Here is a 15,655-nt window from a genome sequence, read left to right on the forward strand (position 1 = left end):
GGGGGATTCGGAAAGTCGAATGCGGCCGTGGGGTCAGCCGTCGGTGGCGGGCACGCGGCCGGCCGCGGTGAGGAGGAAGTTCTCCAGCGCCCGGAGGAAATCCTCGGTGTCCGCCGGCGCGAAGTGCGCGGCGTCGCAGGTCAGGGAGAACTCCATGGCGTCGCCGTCCTCGTCGACCACGAGGTAGAACGGCTCGCGCTCGGTGACCGGGAGCCAGGTGAGCGTGGAGTCGCCCAGCAGGTCCCGGGGGTCCGTTCCGGGGGCGAGGGGGACGGGTTCGGTCCGGCGGCGCTTGTCGTTGAAGCAGTGGGAGAGCCGCAGCGGGGCGTCGGGCCCGTCCCCGAGGCGGCCGAGCAGCTCGGTCAGGGCGTCGGTGGCGCAGCCCGCGTTCCGGTAGGCGGTGATCGACGCCCGCCACGAGCGCTTGACGACCTCGAAGACGTCCGCCGCGCCGGTGACGTCGACGGAGAAGTACGCCTCCTGCATCAGGGTCGCGACCATGTGCCGCAGGTCCCGGTCGAAGCGCTGGGAGCTGGTGAGGAGGAGGTCCACGGTGCCGCTGCCGGTGCGCTCGGCGAGCAGCGCGGCCGCGCAGCCGAGGACGACCGAGGTGGTGCTCAGGCCCATGTGCCGGGCGACGACGCCGGTGGCGAGGTTCGCGGCGGGCGAGCGCAGGGCGGCCCGGTGGTGCCGGGGGCCGGTCGTGGGCGTGCCGAGCGCCGGGGGCAGGGGCAGGAGCGGCCGGCCGCCGAAGGCCGTCTCGATGTGGCGCAGGGTGCGCGCGCCCCGGGCGACGCCCTCGGGCGATGCCTGGCGGTTCGCGAGGTCGGCCGGGCGCGGCGCGTCGTCGGCGAGCGGGGGCAGGGTCCCGCCGTCGCGGGGGGTCGGCGTCGACGTGAAGTAGGCGCGGACCTCCCGGAGCAGGGCGTCGAGCCCGAACCAGTCGACGGCCATGTGCGAGAACGCGTAGACGGCCGCGCGGACGTCGCCGCCGGAGACGACCAGCCCGATCCGTACGGGCAGTTCGTCGGCGTAGGAGAAGGGCCGGGAGGCGAAGTCCTCGCGGAACGCGGCGGCCGGCCCGGCGACGTCCGTCCCGTCCGTGTGCGCCACCGCGACAGGGACACTTCCCTCGCGCAGCACCCGCTGCAAGACCCGTCCGTGCCGGTCGCGCGGGAAGAGCGTGCGCAGCGCCTCGTGGCGCGAGACGAAGAAGGAGACGGCCCACAGGCAGCGGTCCTCCTCCAGGCGCGTGCCGTCCGGGACGTCGATGACGCCCACCACGTTGTAGACGTGGTCCTCGGGTGCCGCGTCCTCGATGAGGGACCAGATCTCCTGCTGGCTCCAGGTGAGGCCGGCCTCGACGCTCCGTGTGCCGGTGAAGGCCGCCTGTTTTCGTTCGGGGTTCACCGGGCGGGTTCCTCCGCCACGGCGTCGGTGGAGCCGCATGCCGCCGGGTCGTGCAGTCGTGAGATCACGTCGTCGTTCCGTCCCCGTGTCGGCGCCGCTTGTCATGAGCATTCCTGCCGGTCGGCAGGTTGATCATTATTGGGGAGCGGTACCGGCGGCACAAGACTTCCCGCGCACTTGATCGTTGAGGGGAGATCCTCCGGGGGGCCGTCCGGCTCACTCCGGATAGCGGCCGGTGCGCACCCACTCCTCGATCGGGGGCCGGTCGCCCAGGCCGACGTACTCGACGCGCGCGCCCAGCAGATCGGGCGCGGTGATCACGGCGAACGGGGTGGCGCCCGGCCCGGAGCGGAAGTAGGCGTCCACGCCGATGCCCTGCCGCCGCAGCCGTTCGAGCCGGGCGTCCATGTCGGGCTCCCAGACGCCGTAGTAGAGGATCCTTCCGCAGTGGGCGGCCGAGATGATGCCGTCCCCGGCGGCCTGGATGAGCTCGTAGTAGGGCGCCCCCGTGCGGGAGAACACGGCCGTCAGCTCGGCCGGGTGCGGGTCCGGGTCCTCCAGCCGGGGGATCCGGAAGACGTGCGGCTCGGTGAACTCGATGCCGAGCACGTCGGAGTGGAGCGCCACCGCCTTCTCCAGGTCGGGCACCACCATGCCGACGTGGAACAGGGAATCCGGCACGGAGTCCGGCACCGGCACCACGCCCCGGTACGTGGTGACCTTCGGGAATTCCGTCAGGCAGGCCAGCAACCGGGGCAGGAATTCCCGGAGATGACGCGAGCCCTGGTGGGTCTCCAGTGCCGCCGTGTCACGGTACTCCTCGATGACCAGACGGCGCAGCGGCGATTCCTCGGTGCGGACGTAGTCGAAACGCAGACAGCCCGGCTCGCTCCCCAATATGGCCTCGCGCAATCCGGCCATCACGGCGTCGAGTTCCTCTTCACGGCCCGGGACGACCTGCTGCTCGGCTATCACGGTGATCACGCGGATTCCCCCTTGAACTCCGGTAGGGAACCGAGTGAAGCAGCGGCCCGGTGACCCGGCAAATAAGGAGAGGTCGCAGGGGGCATCGCCCGCTGAATATCCGCATTTCCGCGGTCGTCCGCCGCCGGGCGGGTCAGGCGGAGCGCGCCACCCCGGTGAACGACGCCTCCGCCGCCCAGGGCGCGTTGCGGCGGGCCAGGGAGACCAGGGCCGTCAGGGAGCGCTCGGCCGGGCCGAGCCCCGTGCGCCAGCGGGCCTCGATGCTGACCGGTTCCAGCCCTTGCCGGACGTCCAGCTCGACCAGTTCGCCCGTCTCCAGGTCCTGCCGGACGGCGAGGTGGGGGAGGAGCGCGATGCCCCGGCCGTGGGCGGCGAGGCGGCGGAGCGCGGCGAGGGAGCCGGTGACCATGCCCAGGCGGGTACGCGGGGCCAGGTCCCGGCCGAAGCGGTCGACGAGCATCTGCGAGGTGCAGCCCGCCTCGGCCACCAGGAACTCCTCTTTCAGCAGCTCCTCCGGGGCGAGCCCCCGGACCCGGGCCAGCCGGTGCCCGGGGCCGGCGACCGCGACGGTCCGGTCGTGACCCACCACGGAGCACGGGCCGCTGCCCGGAGCCCCGTTGTCGAACAGGAAGATGAGGTCCAGCCGCCCGGCGGCCAGCTCCTCCTGGAGCACGCCCCGCCCCGCCACCCTCAGCCGCACCTCCGCCGCCCCGGTGCCCGGACCCGCCGCCCCGCGCCCGAACGCCGCGAGGATGTCCGGCAGCCACTCCACCGCGAGCGAATCCAGCGCCCCCAGCCGCAGCCGCGGCGCCCGGTCGCCGACCGCGCGCCGCATCCGCTCCTCCAGCTCCAGCGCCTCCCGCGCGTACGGCAGCAGCAGCCGCCCCGCCTCGGTGAGGGTGGTGCCGGTCGGCGAGCGGCGCAGCACCTCCGCGCCCAACTCCCGCTCCAGCCGCCGCAGCTGGACGCTGAGCGTGGACTGCGCGTAGCCGAGCGCGGCGGCCGCCGCCGAGATCCCGCCCGCGTCCACGACCGCCACGAAGGCCCTGAGATAGCGAGAGTCCATGACCCCCAGCATGCCATCGGGAAGTCCGATGGGGCCATCGAAGAACCGGCCTGGCCGGATGTCCCCCGGACCGCGAGCCTGGGGGCCATGTCGACAACGAATGACAGAGTCGAGCGGATCCCTCGGGCGGCGTCCGGAGCGAAGCACAGCGGGGCGCGCCCGGCCGGGCCGCGCCTGCTCTTCGCCGGGGTCGTCGCCGGCAACTTCCTCGTCCTCCTGGACACTTCGATCCTCAACGTGGCGCTGCCGGACGTACGGGAGGACCTCGGTGCCCCGGCGGCGGCCCTGCCCTGGGCGGTCGACGCCTACACCGTCGTCTTCGCCGGGCTGCTGCTCGTGGCCGGCGTCGTCTCCGACCGCTTCGGGCCCCGGCGCGTCTACCGCGCGGCGCTCGTCGCCTTCGGCGCGATCTCGCTGCTCAGCGCCCTCGCTCCCGACGTGGGGTCCCTGATCGCCGGACGGGCGCTGCTGGGCGTGGCCGCCGCCGGGCTGGTGCCCGCCTCGCTGGCGCTGCTGGCCCGGCTCCACCCCGACCCCAAGGAGCGGATGCGGGCGGTGGGTTCCTGGGCGGCGCTCAGCAGCATCGGGCTGATCGCGGGCCCGGTGCTGGGCGGCCTGCTCGTGGACCAGGGCGGCTGGCGGCTGGTGTTCCTCGTCAACCCGCCGATCGCCCTCCTCGCCCTGCTGGCCGCCCGCCGGCTCAGCGGGGAGCGGCCCGAGTCCGCAGCCCGGCCCGACCGCGCCGGAATGCTGCTGTCGGTGCTCGCCCTGGGCACCCTCGCCTACGGCCTGATCGCGGCCGGCACGGACGGCTGGGGACGGCCGCTGCCGCTCGCGGCGCTGGGCGTCGCGGCGGTCGCCCTGCTCCTGCTGGCGCTCGCCGAGCGGCGCGCCGAGGCCCCCGCCCTGCCGCCCGCGCTGACCGGCCTGCCCCGGGTCCGCGCCGACCTGGTGGCCGGCGGGATGGCCTCCTTCCTCTTCTACGGGCTGCTGTTCGCCCTCACCCAGTGGCTCGTCGACGAACGCGGGCTCTCGCCCCTGAGGACCGGGCTGGCGTTCCTGCCGATGACCCTGCCCATGTGCTTCATGCCGTACTTCACCGGCCGCATCGTGGCACGCTGGGGCGCCCGGCCCGTGCTGTACGCCGGGCTGGGGCTGGACGCCGCCGCGGGCACGGCGCTCGCGTTCTGCTCGCAGGACTCCCCGTTCGCCCTGATCACCGTCGCGCAGGTGCTGCTGGCCTTCGGCTCGACCCTGGCCATCCCGGGAGCCACGGCCGACATGGCGGCCGCCGCCCCCGCCCGGTACGCCGCCACCGGACAGGGGGCGCTCAACGCCTGCCGGCAGGCGGGCGCCGCGCTGGGCGTCGCGGTACTGGGCACCCAGGCCACCCTCCACGCCTCGGGCGTCACCCTGGCCGTCGGCGCCGTCCTCTCGCTGGCCCTGGTGGCCGCGGCCCGCCCGAAGCCCGCGTGAGCAGACGTACGGCGACGGGTACGGCTCAGCCCCACAGCGGCGCCTTCAGCAGCAACTGGCCGTGCACCAGCTGGACATGAGGCTGGTGCCGGCCGCCCGCGCGCGTGGTGAGATAGATGGTGTTGATCGGCGGGATCTCCGGCTCCAGCAGCGGCACCACCTCACCGCGCGCCAGCTCGTCCCCGCACAGATACGTGGGCAGGACGGAGATTCCCGCGGAGGCACGCACGGCCGCCAGGACGCCCCGTAGATCGGGCACCACCACGGCGGGCACCGTCCCGGGCGTGGCGTCGAAGACGCCGCGCCAGTAGCGGCGCACGATGGGCAGCGACTCCGCGTAGGCGATGACCGGGTACTTCTCCAGCACGGCGGGGCCCTCGCCGGCCAGCCGGTCCAGCGGGATCTCCGCGCGCAGCCCGGGCGAGGCGAGCAGCACGAACTCCTCGTCGAAGAGCGCGATCGCCGAGAACGCCCGCGACCGCGGCCGCTTGGTGGACAGCACCAGGTCGAACCGGCCGTCCGACAGCTCCTGGAGCAGCGCGTCGGCCGGCCCGAACCCGCACCGCAGCCGCAACCCGCCGCGCACGAGCTCGCCGACGGCGGGCAGCACGCGGGTGGTGAGCAGCTCGTTGGGCCCGCCGAGGAGGACGGGCCGGTCCGCCACCGCCTGGGAACAGCCGGTGAGCCGGTCGGTGACCAGCCCCAGGGTGTCGATGGGCGACTCCACCTCGCGGATGAGGGTCTCGGCCGCCGGAGTGGGACGCGCCCCTTCCGGCATTCTCTCGAAGAGCTGTCTGCCCAGCTTCGTCTCCAGCGCCCGGATCTGCTGGGTGACCGCCGGCTGGGACAGCCCGAGCTCCCGCGCGGCCCGGGTGAACGAACCGCGCCGGTAGACGAAGACGAAGGTACGGAGCCACCCCAGCTGCATGGACTGCATCGGCCTGTCTCCCCCGTGATGACGCCGACAGTACGTTCGCTGTTCGCACTTAAAGATGCTCGGGGGCGGTGAGGCGTTGCGGCGGAGGCCGAGCTTGTGACTACGGCATACGGAAGCACCAGCTCCCGGGGGAGCTGGTGCTTCGCGTTCGCGCGGCCTGGTCCCGGGCGGTGGCGCGCCCTCGCTAGGCCCGCAGGGCGGCCAGCGCGAGCCGGGCCACCTTGACGGCCGAGGCGGGGTTCTGCCCCGTCACCAGGCGGCCGTCGGCGACGGCGTGCTCGGTGAAGTCCGGGGCCTTGGAGAACTTCGCGCCCCGCCGCGTCAGCGTGGTCTCCAGCGGGAACGGCACCACGTCGGTCAGCCCGACGGCCGCCTCCTCGTCGTCGGTGAACGACGAGACCTGTTTGCCCTCGACGAGATGCGTCCCGTCGGAGAGCCTCAGCCCCACCAGCCCGGCCGGCCCGTGGCACACCGCGGCCACCACGCCGCCGCGCTCGTACACCCGGGCGCCGAGCGCGGCCAGGGCGGTGTCGTGGGGGAAGTCCCACATGGCGCCGTGCCCGCCGGCGTAGTAGAGGATGTCCACCGCTTCTGGGTCCACCCGGTCCGCGGTGGGGGTCTCGCTCAGGGCGCGTCGCGTCGCGGGGTCGGCGAGGAATTCGGCGACGACGGTGTCGTCCGGCTTCACCCCGTCCCGGGGCGGGGCGCCGCCCCGCACCGAGACGAAGCCGATCTCGCAGCCCGCCTCCGCGAACACCCGGGCGGGATGGGCGACCTCCGGTACGTAGAAGCCGGTGGCGCGACCCGTGTCGCCCAGCCTTCCGTGGCTGGTGAGGGCGAACAGAACCTTGACGGTCATGACAGCGGTCTTCCTCTCGCTCGCGTGTCCGATGGTGGCCGTGGTGGGCATCATGCCGAAAGCCCGCCCAGTTCCGGCAGATAGAGACGGGCCACGCGCCGCCGCAGCGACTTCCGTACGTCGTCGGCGGTGTGGTAGCCCCAGTAGGCCCACAGGGCACGGGCGCCGGTGTCCCGCACCTGGAGGGCGTTGCGCAGGTTGTCGTCGACGAACGTGGCGTGCTCGGGCCGCAGCCCGTCCTCGGCCACCAGCTCCAGCACGGCGGCGCGCTTGTCGGCGCACTCGCCGACCACCGACACCACCGCTCCACCGAGCCCGTGGTGGGCGAGGATCTCCCGCACGGACGTCTCGTCCTTCGCGGTGACGATGCTGACGCGTCCCGCGTGCCGCTCCAGCAGGCCGCGGATCCCGGGGTAGAGCCGGTGCATCCCCAGCCACTCGGCGCGGTGCCGGCGGCGCAGCTCGGCCCGGAGCGCGGTGGCCCCCGCGACCAGCCGCTCCCGCCGTCCGTCCGGGATGGCGGCGAAGAGGGCGTCGAACTCCTCCTGGCCCCCGAGGCGTTCGCTGCGGGGGTCGAGGGCCACCATGAAGTGGTCCAGCAGCCGGGAGTGCCGGCGCACGGCCCGGAAGCGGTCGAGGAACGCCGGGGCGAGCCCGGCGGCCAGCTCGGCCGGGGACTTCGCGGCGGTGGCCGCGACACCGTCCCCGGCGTGACGGGTGACGACCGCGCACTCCTCGAAGGCGTCGCAGACGACGCCGTCGAAGTCGAGTATCAGCATGGCTGTGCTCCTTCGTGGGCGCGCGGGGACGGGCGGGGGTTCTGGGACGGAACGGCTCGCCCGTCCCCGCGCCTGCGGTGGCCCCGCACGCTCAGGGCGCCACCGGCTCGGGAGTCGCCGTACGCTCGCGTACGGTCTCGAAGACGGCCCGCATGAAGCGGCCGACGTAGCCGTAGTAGGAGCAGGTGACGATGTGGCCGTCCACCACCACGTCCCCGTCCACGACATGGGCGCCCGCGTTGACGACGTCGTCCCGCAGCCCGATGTAGGCGCACGCCCTGCGGCCCCTCAGCACCCCGGCGCTGACCATGATCCACGGGCCGTGGCAGAGCCCCGCGACGACCTTCCCCGCGGCGTCCATGCCCCGGACGAAGTCCAGCACCCGCGCGTCCTGGCGCACCCGGTCCGGGGCCTCGTGGCCACCGGTGAGGATGACCGCGTCGTACGCGGCCACGTCCAGCTGGTCGAAGGAGACGAGCGGCTTGGCGGTCTTGTCCATCGGCAGCGGCACCCCGTACTTGCCGGTGACCTCGCCGCCGTCCCGGGTGGCGACGTCCGCGTGCCAGCCCTCCTCCAGGAGGCGGTAGTAGGTGTAGACGACGTCGTGGTCCTGGAACCCCGGACCGGTGACGATCACCGCGCGGTGGGTCATGGCGGATCCTTTCCTCTCCGTACTCATCAGGTGGTGGCGAGCGCGAGGCTCAGGTAGTACTCGTCGACGGCCGGCCGCCGGCCGTCGCCGCGGGCGGCCACGAGGATCCCCAGCTCCCCGGTGACCACCCCGGTCAGTCCCAGCGGAACGTGGAAGAGGTCCTCCGGGCGGGGCCGGTAGAAGATGTCCATGCCCGCCCGGATCTCGAAGCGGAAGCCGCCGCAGGGCGAGCGGTCCCGCATCCGGGCCTCGGGCAGATAGGGCACCGGGCGGACGGGCAGCTCCGCGAGGTGCCGGTGCTCGGACTCGTAACCGGTGTTCTCCCGGCTGTAGCCGTCGCGCAGCCGGATCAGGTCGAACTTGTTGCGCGGCGCCTCGACCTCGACCAGGAACAGCGGGCCGGGGCCCAGCGAGCGCGTCGAGTGGAACGCCCCGCCGCCGATCCTCAGCAGCGTGCCGGCCTCCACCGGGTACTCCGCCGAGAGCGTCTTCGCCACGCCCTGCCCGCCCAGGCAGAGCAGATAGGTCAGCTTGCGCGGATGGACGTGCAGCGAGGTGGCGTGCCCCTCCTCGATCCGCAGGTTCCAGATGTCGATGAAGTCGTCGACGTACACCCGGTATTCCAGGCCCCAGGGCTTGGGGATGACCTCGTCCAGATGATTGTCGGCGTCCAGCCGCTCGTTTCCGACGCGGCTTCCCTTGCGCACCACTTCGCGGAGCACCGCGAAGTCGCGCGGGCCCGGGTCTATCCGCACCACGAGGTTTTCCCCGACGGTCACGGGTATGACGTCATTGCTCGTTCCGGGCATTGTCCCCCCTGTCGCGTGCAATTCCCCCGGCCGCCGGGAAACCGTCCCGAACCCCCGTGTCCGGCGGGCCGACGCACTGACGCTATACCGTCCGGGAAGGCGGGCCAAATAGTTCTCCATGCACCCCCGATAAGGAATCCTTTCGTCCGGGATCCTCGATGCGGATTCCCTCATTTCCTCTTATGGACGGCCCCGGTTCCGTTATTTGCCGGACCGTCCGGGGCGCTGATTCACTCTCCTGCGTTCACCGCGCGCATTGCCGCGCGAACGCATCCGAGGGGGAATCGCCATGACGACGGTGACACGGGAGACGGCGGAGGGGACCCGTCCGGGCACGAGCGGCGTCGTCCGCTCCATCGCGGTGCTCGGCTACGAGAAGTGCAGCGAGCAGGACACCATCACCCCGCTGGAGATCTTCAAGGGCGCCGCCCTGGTGACCTCCGGCGGCGTCGCGCCCTGGCAGCGCGAGGCCGCGCCCCGGGAGCTGGACGTCCGCCTGGTGGGGCTGACGCCGGGCGTGGTGACCATGCAGATGGGCACCCAGGTGGTCGCCGACTCCGTGCTCGACCCGGACGAGCTCTTCGACATCCTCTACGTGCCCGGCGGCGTCGGCTCCGGGGAGCTCACCTCCGACGAGCGGGTACTGGAACTGATCCGCCGTCACCACCAGGCGGGCCGGGTCGTGGCCGCCAACTGCTCCGGCGTCGGCGTGCTCGCCCGCGCCGGCGTCCTGGACGACTCGCCCGTCACCTGCGTCGCCGCCGTCGCGCGCGGGCTGCGCGCCGAGGGCTTCAACGTGCCCGTCGGCCGCCGGATGTGGATCGGCAACCCCGACACCGGCATCTGGACGGCCACCGGCTCGTACGGGGTGCACGGCGGCGCCGTCGCCATGGTGGCCCACTACCTGGGCCGGGAGACCGGGACGATCGTGTCGATGATGTTCGACACCCTCAGCGGGCTGGGCGACGTCGTCTTCGAGGAGGTCGGCCCGGAGTTCTACCAGCACCCCGAACTCGAGCGGTCCTTCCAGGACTACTTCCAGGACATGCTGCTGCCCCGCGTCACCGACGAGCCGTCCGCCGACGCCCTGCCCGGCCGCGAGGGACGCCGGTGAGCCCGCGCTCGGTCGTCACCCCCGCCGGGCCGCCCGCGGCCGCCGCACGCACCGGGCCCGGCATCCGCGTCACGCCTCCCGCCCTGCGGGACCTGGACTGGATCCGGGGCGCCCTCCAGACCGCGGTGGCCCTCGAACACGCCACCATGCCGCTGTACTCGGCCGCCATGTACTCGCTGGAGGTGCAGAACTACCCCTCCTGCAACACCATCCGCAGCGTCCTGATGGAGGAGATGGTCCACATGGCCATCGCCGCCAACATGCTCGCCGCGCTCGGCGGTTCACCGGACATCAAGGGCCTCCGGCCCGGCTACCCGGCACCGGGCGGCGGCCTGCCCGGCGGCGTGATGCCCGACCTCACCCCCGTCCTCGCCCGGCTCTCCGCCCGCCAGCTGGACGACTTCCTGCGGATCGAGGCCCCCGCGCGCCTCCTGACCGAACGCGAGCGGCGCTCCGCCTACCCCACCATCGGCCACTTCTACGACGCCCTGCGCCAGGCCGTCACCGCCAACGCGGACCGGGTGCGCCGGGCCGTACGGGCCGGGGGACCGGCCAACCAGGTCGGCGGCAACCTCGGCTACCCCACCTTCACCCCGGACGACCCCGACCCCGTCGAACGGTTCCTCCACGGCATCGACATCATCACCCACCAGGGAGAGGGCGAGCACGAGCGCACCATCGAGGCGGGCGGCACCTACCAGCACGAGGGCTCCCACTACGCCCGGTTCGCCGAACTCCGCCACCGGCGCCGCTACCGCGCCCCCGACCCGGCGCGGCCGCTCACCCGGGACGCCGAGGCGGACTTCTTCCGGGGCGAGGAGATCCCCTGGCCGGTCGTCATCAACACCCTCGCCGTCCCGGCCGACGGCTACGCGGCCGTCCTCGCCGAGGACCCGGACGGCCCGGCCGCCCGTAAGGAACTGGACGCCTTCGACGCCGCGTACACCGCGATGATGACGGCCCTGGACCGGGCCTGGAACGGGCCCGCCGAGACCTGGTGGCCATCCCTGGGCGCCGCGGTGGAGCGGATGAACGACATGCGGGTGCTGTCCTGCTTCAACGTCATGCGGCAACAGGTCCCGGAAGCGGTGGTGGAGCGCCTGGAGGCCCTCTACCCGCGCGAGTACAAGCTGCTGGCGGACCGTACCGATCTCGGCCGGCCGGTCTTCTACGGACCCAGGTTTTGGAACAACGCCGCCAGGAACAACGCCGCCCGTAACAACTCTGCCCCTTGGTAACGGAGTTGAGTGAGAATGCGGTCATGACCGACACCACCGCACCGAACGGGACCGAGGGTCCCGTCACGCTGATCACCGGCGGCTCGACCGGCATCGGAGCCGCCACCGTGCTCCGGCTGCTCAAGGCCGGCCACCGGGTCGCGGCCACCGGCCGGGACGCCGCCAGGCTCACCGCGCTCGCCGGGCGGGCGGCCGCCGGGGAGCGGCTGCTCACCCTGCCCGGCGACGCCACCGACCCCGGGGCCGTCGCCTCGGCCGTCGCGGCGACGGCCGAACGGTTCGGCGGACTCGACCACGCCGTCGCCAACGCCGGGTTCTCCACCCACGACACCATCGCCGACGGCGACCCGGCGGGCTGGCGGGACATGGTGCTCGCCAACGTCCTGGGCCCGGCGCTGCTGGTGAACGCCGCCCTGCCCGCCCTGCGCGCCAGCCGCGGGCGGATCGTCCTCATCGGCAGCGTCGCCGGGGTGAAGAACACCCCGGGCAATATGTACTCCGTCACCAAATGGGCCGTGCACGCCCTCGCGGAGAACACCCGGATGCAGGTCACCGCGGACGGAGTCGGCGTCAGCCTGATCGCCCCCGGCAGGGTCGACACGCCCTTCTGGGACAGCCGCCCCGACGGCACCCGCCCGCCCGGACCGGCCCTCTCCGCCGAATCGGTCGCGGAATGCGTCGCCTGGGTGCTCTCCCAGCCCGAGGGGACGGACGTCAACCAGGTCCTGGTGCGGCCCCTGGGCCAGCCCCTCTGACACCACGCGGGCGCTCTGGCGTCACTCTTCTCTCCGCTCTACCTTTTGACGGCGATGGGCACATCCCATCGAACGGCTTGCCATCTCCTCGTCCGAGGACGACAGACAAGAGGTAAGTCCCGTGTTCCCTCGCCGTAGTCACCACCGCCGCTTACGGCGCCTGGGTATCGTCGCCGCGCTCCTCGGTGCCCTGGCCGTCGTGGCCCCCGGAGCCGCCCGGGCGACCCCCGACGCGACCGCCCGGGCGAGAACGCCCCTCGTCCAGCCGATCGACCCCCAGCACTGGCGCAACCCCGACGACATGACCTGGGCCGAGTACCGGGCCGTCCCCGGCACCCGCTGGGCCGACCCCGACGTCAAACCCACCCGGCGCACCTTCAAGGGCGCCCTCGTCCTCCTCGACTACCCCGACGAGGAGTTCGCCGTCACCCGGCCCGCCGGGTCGACCGTCTTCGGCAACCCCCAGCCCACCGCCGCCGGCATCCCGCGCGAGCAAGTGCCCCGCTTCTACCAGGACTTCCTCAACAAGCCCGGGACGCTCAACCACGGCCACACCATCAACGAGTACTGGATGGAGGACTCCGGCGGCCGCCTCGGCGTCGACCTCACCTCCTTCGGCGTCTACCGGATGCCCGGCAAGTCCCACCAGTACGGCATCGATTCCGGAATGAACCCCGGCGCCTGCCCCTCCGGCGACACCTGCGACAAGGACATCCGCGCCGACGCCAGGAGCGCCTGGGTCGCCGACGTCGGCGCCGACCGGGCGAATCAGTTCGACTTCGTCTTCTACCTCGGCGCCGGCGAGGACGAGTCCGCCACCTGGCAGGAGTTCGGCCAGATGAGGTTCGCCGGACCCCAGGACGTACCGGCCGCCTGGGGGCCGCCGTCGCCCGTCCCCGCCGGGGGCAACGCCGCCCGGACCCGCTACGTGCCCTGGACGTCCTGGCAGGCCGCCGCCCGCCTGTGGCCCAACGCCGAGAACGGCTCCTCCACCCAGACCGAGAGCTCCGGCATGGCCACCTTCGCCCACGAACTCAGCCACATCCTGGGCATCGGCGACAACTACAACAACCCCTACGGCACCCCCCTGAGCCGCGCCTACACCGGCATCTGGGGCATGCTCTCCCGGGGCACCTTCAACGGCCCCGGCGGACCGCACACCCGCTGGAAGATACCCGCGACCGGCGGCGGCTCGATGGGCGCCCAGCACGTCCTGCGCGACAAGCTCAAGCTCGGCATCGTCGACGAGAAGAACGTGCTGCGCCTCGACCGCGACGCCCTCAAGGACTCCGGCCCCGTCGTCGCCCGCGTCACCGCGCGCTCCGCGCCGCCCGGCGACAAGGGACTCGCGGGCGTCAACATCACCATGGGCCGCGATCTGTCCCCGGCCTGCGACCGCGCCACCGACCCGCTGTGCGACGGCGGCGGCTACCAGAACTACACCGTCGAGGTCGTCGACCGCATGGGCATGGACTCCTTCACCCCGGACAGCGGAGTGCTCCTCACCAAGACCAAGAACGCCGACCGCGCCCCCTTCGCCTGGGTGGTCGACGCCCACCCCGAGGACATCGGCATGGTGGACTTCACCCGCCCCGACGGAACCCAGCAGAAGATCACCATGGGGGACTACCGCCAGCTCAGCGACGCCCTCTTCCACGCGGGCGCCGACTCGGGCAGCTCCTACGAGTACGTCGACCGGGCCAACCGGCTGCACTTCTACATCGTCGACATCCGGCGCGACGCCTCCGGCGTCCTCTCCTACACCGTCGGCGTCAGGTCCCTGGACGGCTCCGGGGCGCGGGCGCGCGGTGTGGCCCTCGGCCGGGGCGCGGTGAAGGGCGGGCCGGCCGGCGGCCGGGCGATGTGCGTCTTCGCGCTGGCCAACACCGGCCGGGCCGCGCCCCAGGACGATCCGTCCCGGGCCGCCGACATCTACCGGCTGTCGGCCACGGCCTCCGGACGCGGCTGGTCCGCCTGGCTCCCCAACCGGCTCGCCACCGCGGCCCCCGGCGAACGGATCCCCGTCGACGTCGCCGTGAGCGCGGCGGCGGGCGCCGAACGCAACGGCAAGGTCACCCTGACCGCGCGCTCGGAGAGCGACCCGGGCAGAACGGCGACGGCCACCTGCTCCCTCCGGAAGTAGGGAGCTTGGTCCAGACCTATTGACGTCGGTTCCGGGCTCTCCTACCGTGCGGTCGACCCCACCGCACCAGTCTCCAGGCCCCCACAGCCCCGGAGGTGGACATGTCGCGCGCGCTGCTTTGGAGAGCCCGGCTGCTGGGCGTCTGCACGGCCCTGGCCCTCGCCCTGCACACGCCGGTCGCGGCCGCCGCGACCGGCGCCGCGCGCGAGGACACGTGCGCGCTCAAGCCGAGACCCGCGGGGAAGGTGCTCCAGGGGTACTGGGAGAACTGGGACGGCGCCGCCAACGGCGTCCACCCGCCCTTCGGCTGGACCCCCGTCGACGACCCCCGCCTCCCCGCCCACGGCTACAACGTGCTCAACGCCGCGTTCCCCGTCATCCACCCCGACGGCACCGCCCTCTGGGAGGACGGGATGGACGCGACCGTCAAGGTCCCCACCCCGGCCGAGATGTGCCGGGCCAAGGCCGCCGGGCAGACGGTCCTGCTGTCCATCGGCGGCGCGGCGGCGGGCATCGACCTCAGCTCGAGTGCCGTGGCCGACCGGTTCGTCGAGACGATCGTCCCCATCCTCAAGAGCCACAACTTCGACGGCATCGACATCGACATCGAGACCGGCCTCGTCGGCAGCGGCGACATCACCCGGCTCTCGGCCTCCCAGGCCAATCTGATCCGCGTCATCGACGGCGTACTCGCCCGGATGCCCCAGGGATTCGGCCTCACCATGGCGCCGGAGACGGCCTACGTCACCGGAGGTAGCGTCACCTACGGCTCGATCTGGGGCGCGTACCTGCCGATCGTCAAGAAGTACGCCGACGACGGCCGCCTTTGGTGGCTCAACATGCAGTACTACAACGGCAGTATGTACGGCTGCTCCGGCGACTCCTACTCCGCCGGGACGGTCGAGGGGTTCACCGCCCAGACCGACTGCCTGAACCGCGGACTCGTCGTCCAGGGCACCACCGTCACGGTCCCGTACGACAAGCAGGTCCCCGGGCTCCCCGCCCAGCCGGGCGCGGGCGGCGGCCATATGTCCCCGGACCTCGTGGCCCGCGCGTGGAACACCTACGGCGGCGCCCTCAAGGGTCTGATGACCTGGTCGGCCAACTGGGACGGGGCGCGGAACTGGACCTTCGGCGACAACGTCAAGGCCCTGCAAGGCCGTTGAGCGGCCATCCGGAAGGGCCCGGCACCTGCCTCCGGCGAACCGCCTACGGAATATGCCGCCCGCCTCGTGGTCGAAGGTGTCGTAGGACCGTAGCCCGGGCGAACAAAGTTGCCGAGGTTGAGTCAGCCGCCTCACGGAAAGTGTGTGACCGTGGCTCACATTCATCACCATCGCGATGGCCGGCCGATCACGGCGTACGAGGCGCGGAGCGCGGGCGCGCGGAGCGGGGAGCCCGCCGCTTCCCGGCGCCGGTGGTAGCTGTGCGCC

14 protein-coding genes are annotated in these 15,655 nt (G+C 72.8%); 6 read left to right on the top strand and 8 right to left on the bottom strand.

What is annotated here, in order from left to right; genetic code table 11:
• Window positions 1–33: 33 nt before the first annotated feature.
• The 3 genes from ACX9I7_RS26675 to ACX9I7_RS26685 all read right to left on the bottom strand — a co-directional run bounded on the left by ACX9I7_RS26675 (window position 34) and on the right by ACX9I7_RS26685 (window position 3,460).
• On the bottom strand, window positions 34–1,410 hold the full coding sequence (locus ACX9I7_RS26675; protein ID WP_459388766.1) for a condensation domain-containing protein: 1,377 nt from the start codon (window positions 1,408–1,410) through the stop codon (window positions 34–36).
• 216 nt (window positions 1,411–1,626) lie between these two features.
• Window positions 1,627–2,394, bottom strand: a complete 768-nt coding sequence (locus ACX9I7_RS26680; protein WP_459388767.1) for an antibiotic biosynthesis monooxygenase — start codon at window positions 2,392–2,394, stop codon at window positions 1,627–1,629.
• Window positions 2,395–2,527: 133 nt separating this feature from the next.
• Window positions 2,528–3,460: a LysR family transcriptional regulator gene (locus ACX9I7_RS26685; RefSeq protein WP_459388768.1), complete on the bottom strand. Its 933-nt coding sequence runs from the start codon at window positions 3,458–3,460 to the stop codon at window positions 2,528–2,530.
• 87 nt (window positions 3,461–3,547) lie between these two features.
• On the opposite strand from ACX9I7_RS26685, the gene ACX9I7_RS26690 reads away from it, so the two are divergent.
• On the top strand, window positions 3,548–4,936 hold the full coding sequence (locus ACX9I7_RS26690) for an MFS transporter (protein WP_387569837.1): 1,389 nt from the start codon (window positions 3,548–3,550) through the stop codon (window positions 4,934–4,936).
• Between the two features lie 25 nt (window positions 4,937–4,961).
• On the opposite strand, the gene ACX9I7_RS26695 is transcribed toward ACX9I7_RS26690, so the two are convergent.
• From ACX9I7_RS26695 to ACX9I7_RS26715, 5 genes are all read right to left on the bottom strand, one after another.
• Entirely contained in the window at window positions 4,962–5,873 is a 912-nt protein-coding gene (locus tag ACX9I7_RS26695) for a LysR family transcriptional regulator (protein ID WP_387569840.1), read from the bottom strand.
• 184 nt (window positions 5,874–6,057) lie between these two features.
• On the bottom strand, window positions 6,058–6,732 hold the full coding sequence (locus tag ACX9I7_RS26700; protein ID WP_459388769.1) for a type 1 glutamine amidotransferase domain-containing protein: 675 nt from the start codon (window positions 6,730–6,732) through the stop codon (window positions 6,058–6,060).
• 50 nt (window positions 6,733–6,782) lie between these two features.
• Entirely contained in the window at window positions 6,783–7,511 is a 729-nt protein-coding gene (locus ACX9I7_RS26705; protein ID WP_358633545.1) for an HAD family hydrolase, read from the bottom strand.
• A gap of 91 nt (window positions 7,512–7,602) precedes the next feature.
• Window positions 7,603–8,163 (bottom strand): DJ-1/PfpI family protein, encoded by a 561-nt coding sequence (locus ACX9I7_RS26710; protein ID WP_387569848.1) that lies wholly within the window; start codon window positions 8,161–8,163, stop codon window positions 7,603–7,605.
• A 26-nt stretch (window positions 8,164–8,189) separates the two neighbouring features.
• Complete coding sequence (locus ACX9I7_RS26715) at window positions 8,190–8,942, bottom strand: cupin domain-containing protein (protein WP_459388770.1); 753 nt, start codon at window positions 8,940–8,942, stop codon at window positions 8,190–8,192.
• Window positions 8,943–9,261: 319 nt separating this feature from the next.
• Between ACX9I7_RS26715 and ACX9I7_RS26720 the strand changes: the two genes are divergently transcribed.
• The 5 genes from ACX9I7_RS26720 to ACX9I7_RS26740 all read left to right on the top strand — a co-directional run bounded on the left by ACX9I7_RS26720 (window position 9,262) and on the right by ACX9I7_RS26740 (window position 15,388).
• On the top strand, window positions 9,262–10,086 hold the full coding sequence (locus tag ACX9I7_RS26720) for a DJ-1/PfpI family protein (RefSeq protein ID WP_459388771.1): 825 nt from the start codon (window positions 9,262–9,264) through the stop codon (window positions 10,084–10,086).
• Window positions 10,083–11,324 carry a ferritin-like domain-containing protein gene (locus tag ACX9I7_RS26725; RefSeq protein WP_459388772.1) on the top strand — a complete coding sequence of 414 codons (1,242 nt, stop codon included), beginning with the start codon at window positions 10,083–10,085 and terminating at the stop codon, window positions 11,322–11,324. The genes ACX9I7_RS26720 and ACX9I7_RS26725 overlap by 4 nt, the downstream gene beginning before the upstream one ends.
• Before the next feature lie 23 nt (window positions 11,325–11,347).
• Window positions 11,348–12,079 (top strand): SDR family oxidoreductase, encoded by a 732-nt coding sequence (locus tag ACX9I7_RS26730; RefSeq protein ID WP_459388773.1) that lies wholly within the window; start codon window positions 11,348–11,350, stop codon window positions 12,077–12,079.
• Window positions 12,080–12,200: 121 nt separating this feature from the next.
• The gene (locus ACX9I7_RS26735) at window positions 12,201–14,222 is read left to right on the top strand and encodes a M6 family metalloprotease domain-containing protein (protein ID WP_459388774.1); all 2,022 of its coding nucleotides are present in this window, start codon (window positions 12,201–12,203) and stop codon (window positions 14,220–14,222) included.
• 101 nt (window positions 14,223–14,323) lie between these two features.
• Entirely contained in the window at window positions 14,324–15,388 is a 1,065-nt protein-coding gene (locus ACX9I7_RS26740; RefSeq protein WP_459388775.1) for a chitinase, read from the top strand.
• Window positions 15,389–15,655: the final 267 nt, after the last annotated feature.

This window comes from Streptomyces sp. L500, assembly GCF_054551825.1.

Coding starts and splice junctions, on each gene's coding strand:
- ACX9I7_RS26685 (WP_459388768.1), bottom strand. CDS start 3,460: ATGGACTCTCGCTATCTCAGGGCCTTCGTGGCGGTCGTGGACGCGGGC.
- ACX9I7_RS26690 (WP_387569837.1), top strand. CDS start 3,548: ATGTCGACAACGAATGACAGAGTCGAGCGGATCCCTCGGGCGGCGTCC.
- ACX9I7_RS26695 (WP_387569840.1), bottom strand. CDS start 5,873: ATGCAGTCCATGCAGCTGGGGTGGCTCCGTACCTTCGTCTTCGTCTAC.
- ACX9I7_RS26700 (WP_459388769.1), bottom strand. CDS start 6,732: ATGACCGTCAAGGTTCTGTTCGCCCTCACCAGCCACGGAAGGCTGGGC.
- ACX9I7_RS26705 (WP_358633545.1), bottom strand. CDS start 7,511: ATGCTGATACTCGACTTCGACGGCGTCGTCTGCGACGCCTTCGAGGAG.
- ACX9I7_RS26710 (WP_387569848.1), bottom strand. CDS start 8,163: ATGACCCACCGCGCGGTGATCGTCACCGGTCCGGGGTTCCAGGACCAC.
- ACX9I7_RS26720 (WP_459388771.1), top strand. CDS start 9,262: ATGACGACGGTGACACGGGAGACGGCGGAGGGGACCCGTCCGGGCACG.
- ACX9I7_RS26730 (WP_459388773.1), top strand. CDS start 11,348: ATGACCGACACCACCGCACCGAACGGGACCGAGGGTCCCGTCACGCTG.
- ACX9I7_RS26740 (WP_459388775.1), top strand. CDS start 14,324: ATGTCGCGCGCGCTGCTTTGGAGAGCCCGGCTGCTGGGCGTCTGCACG.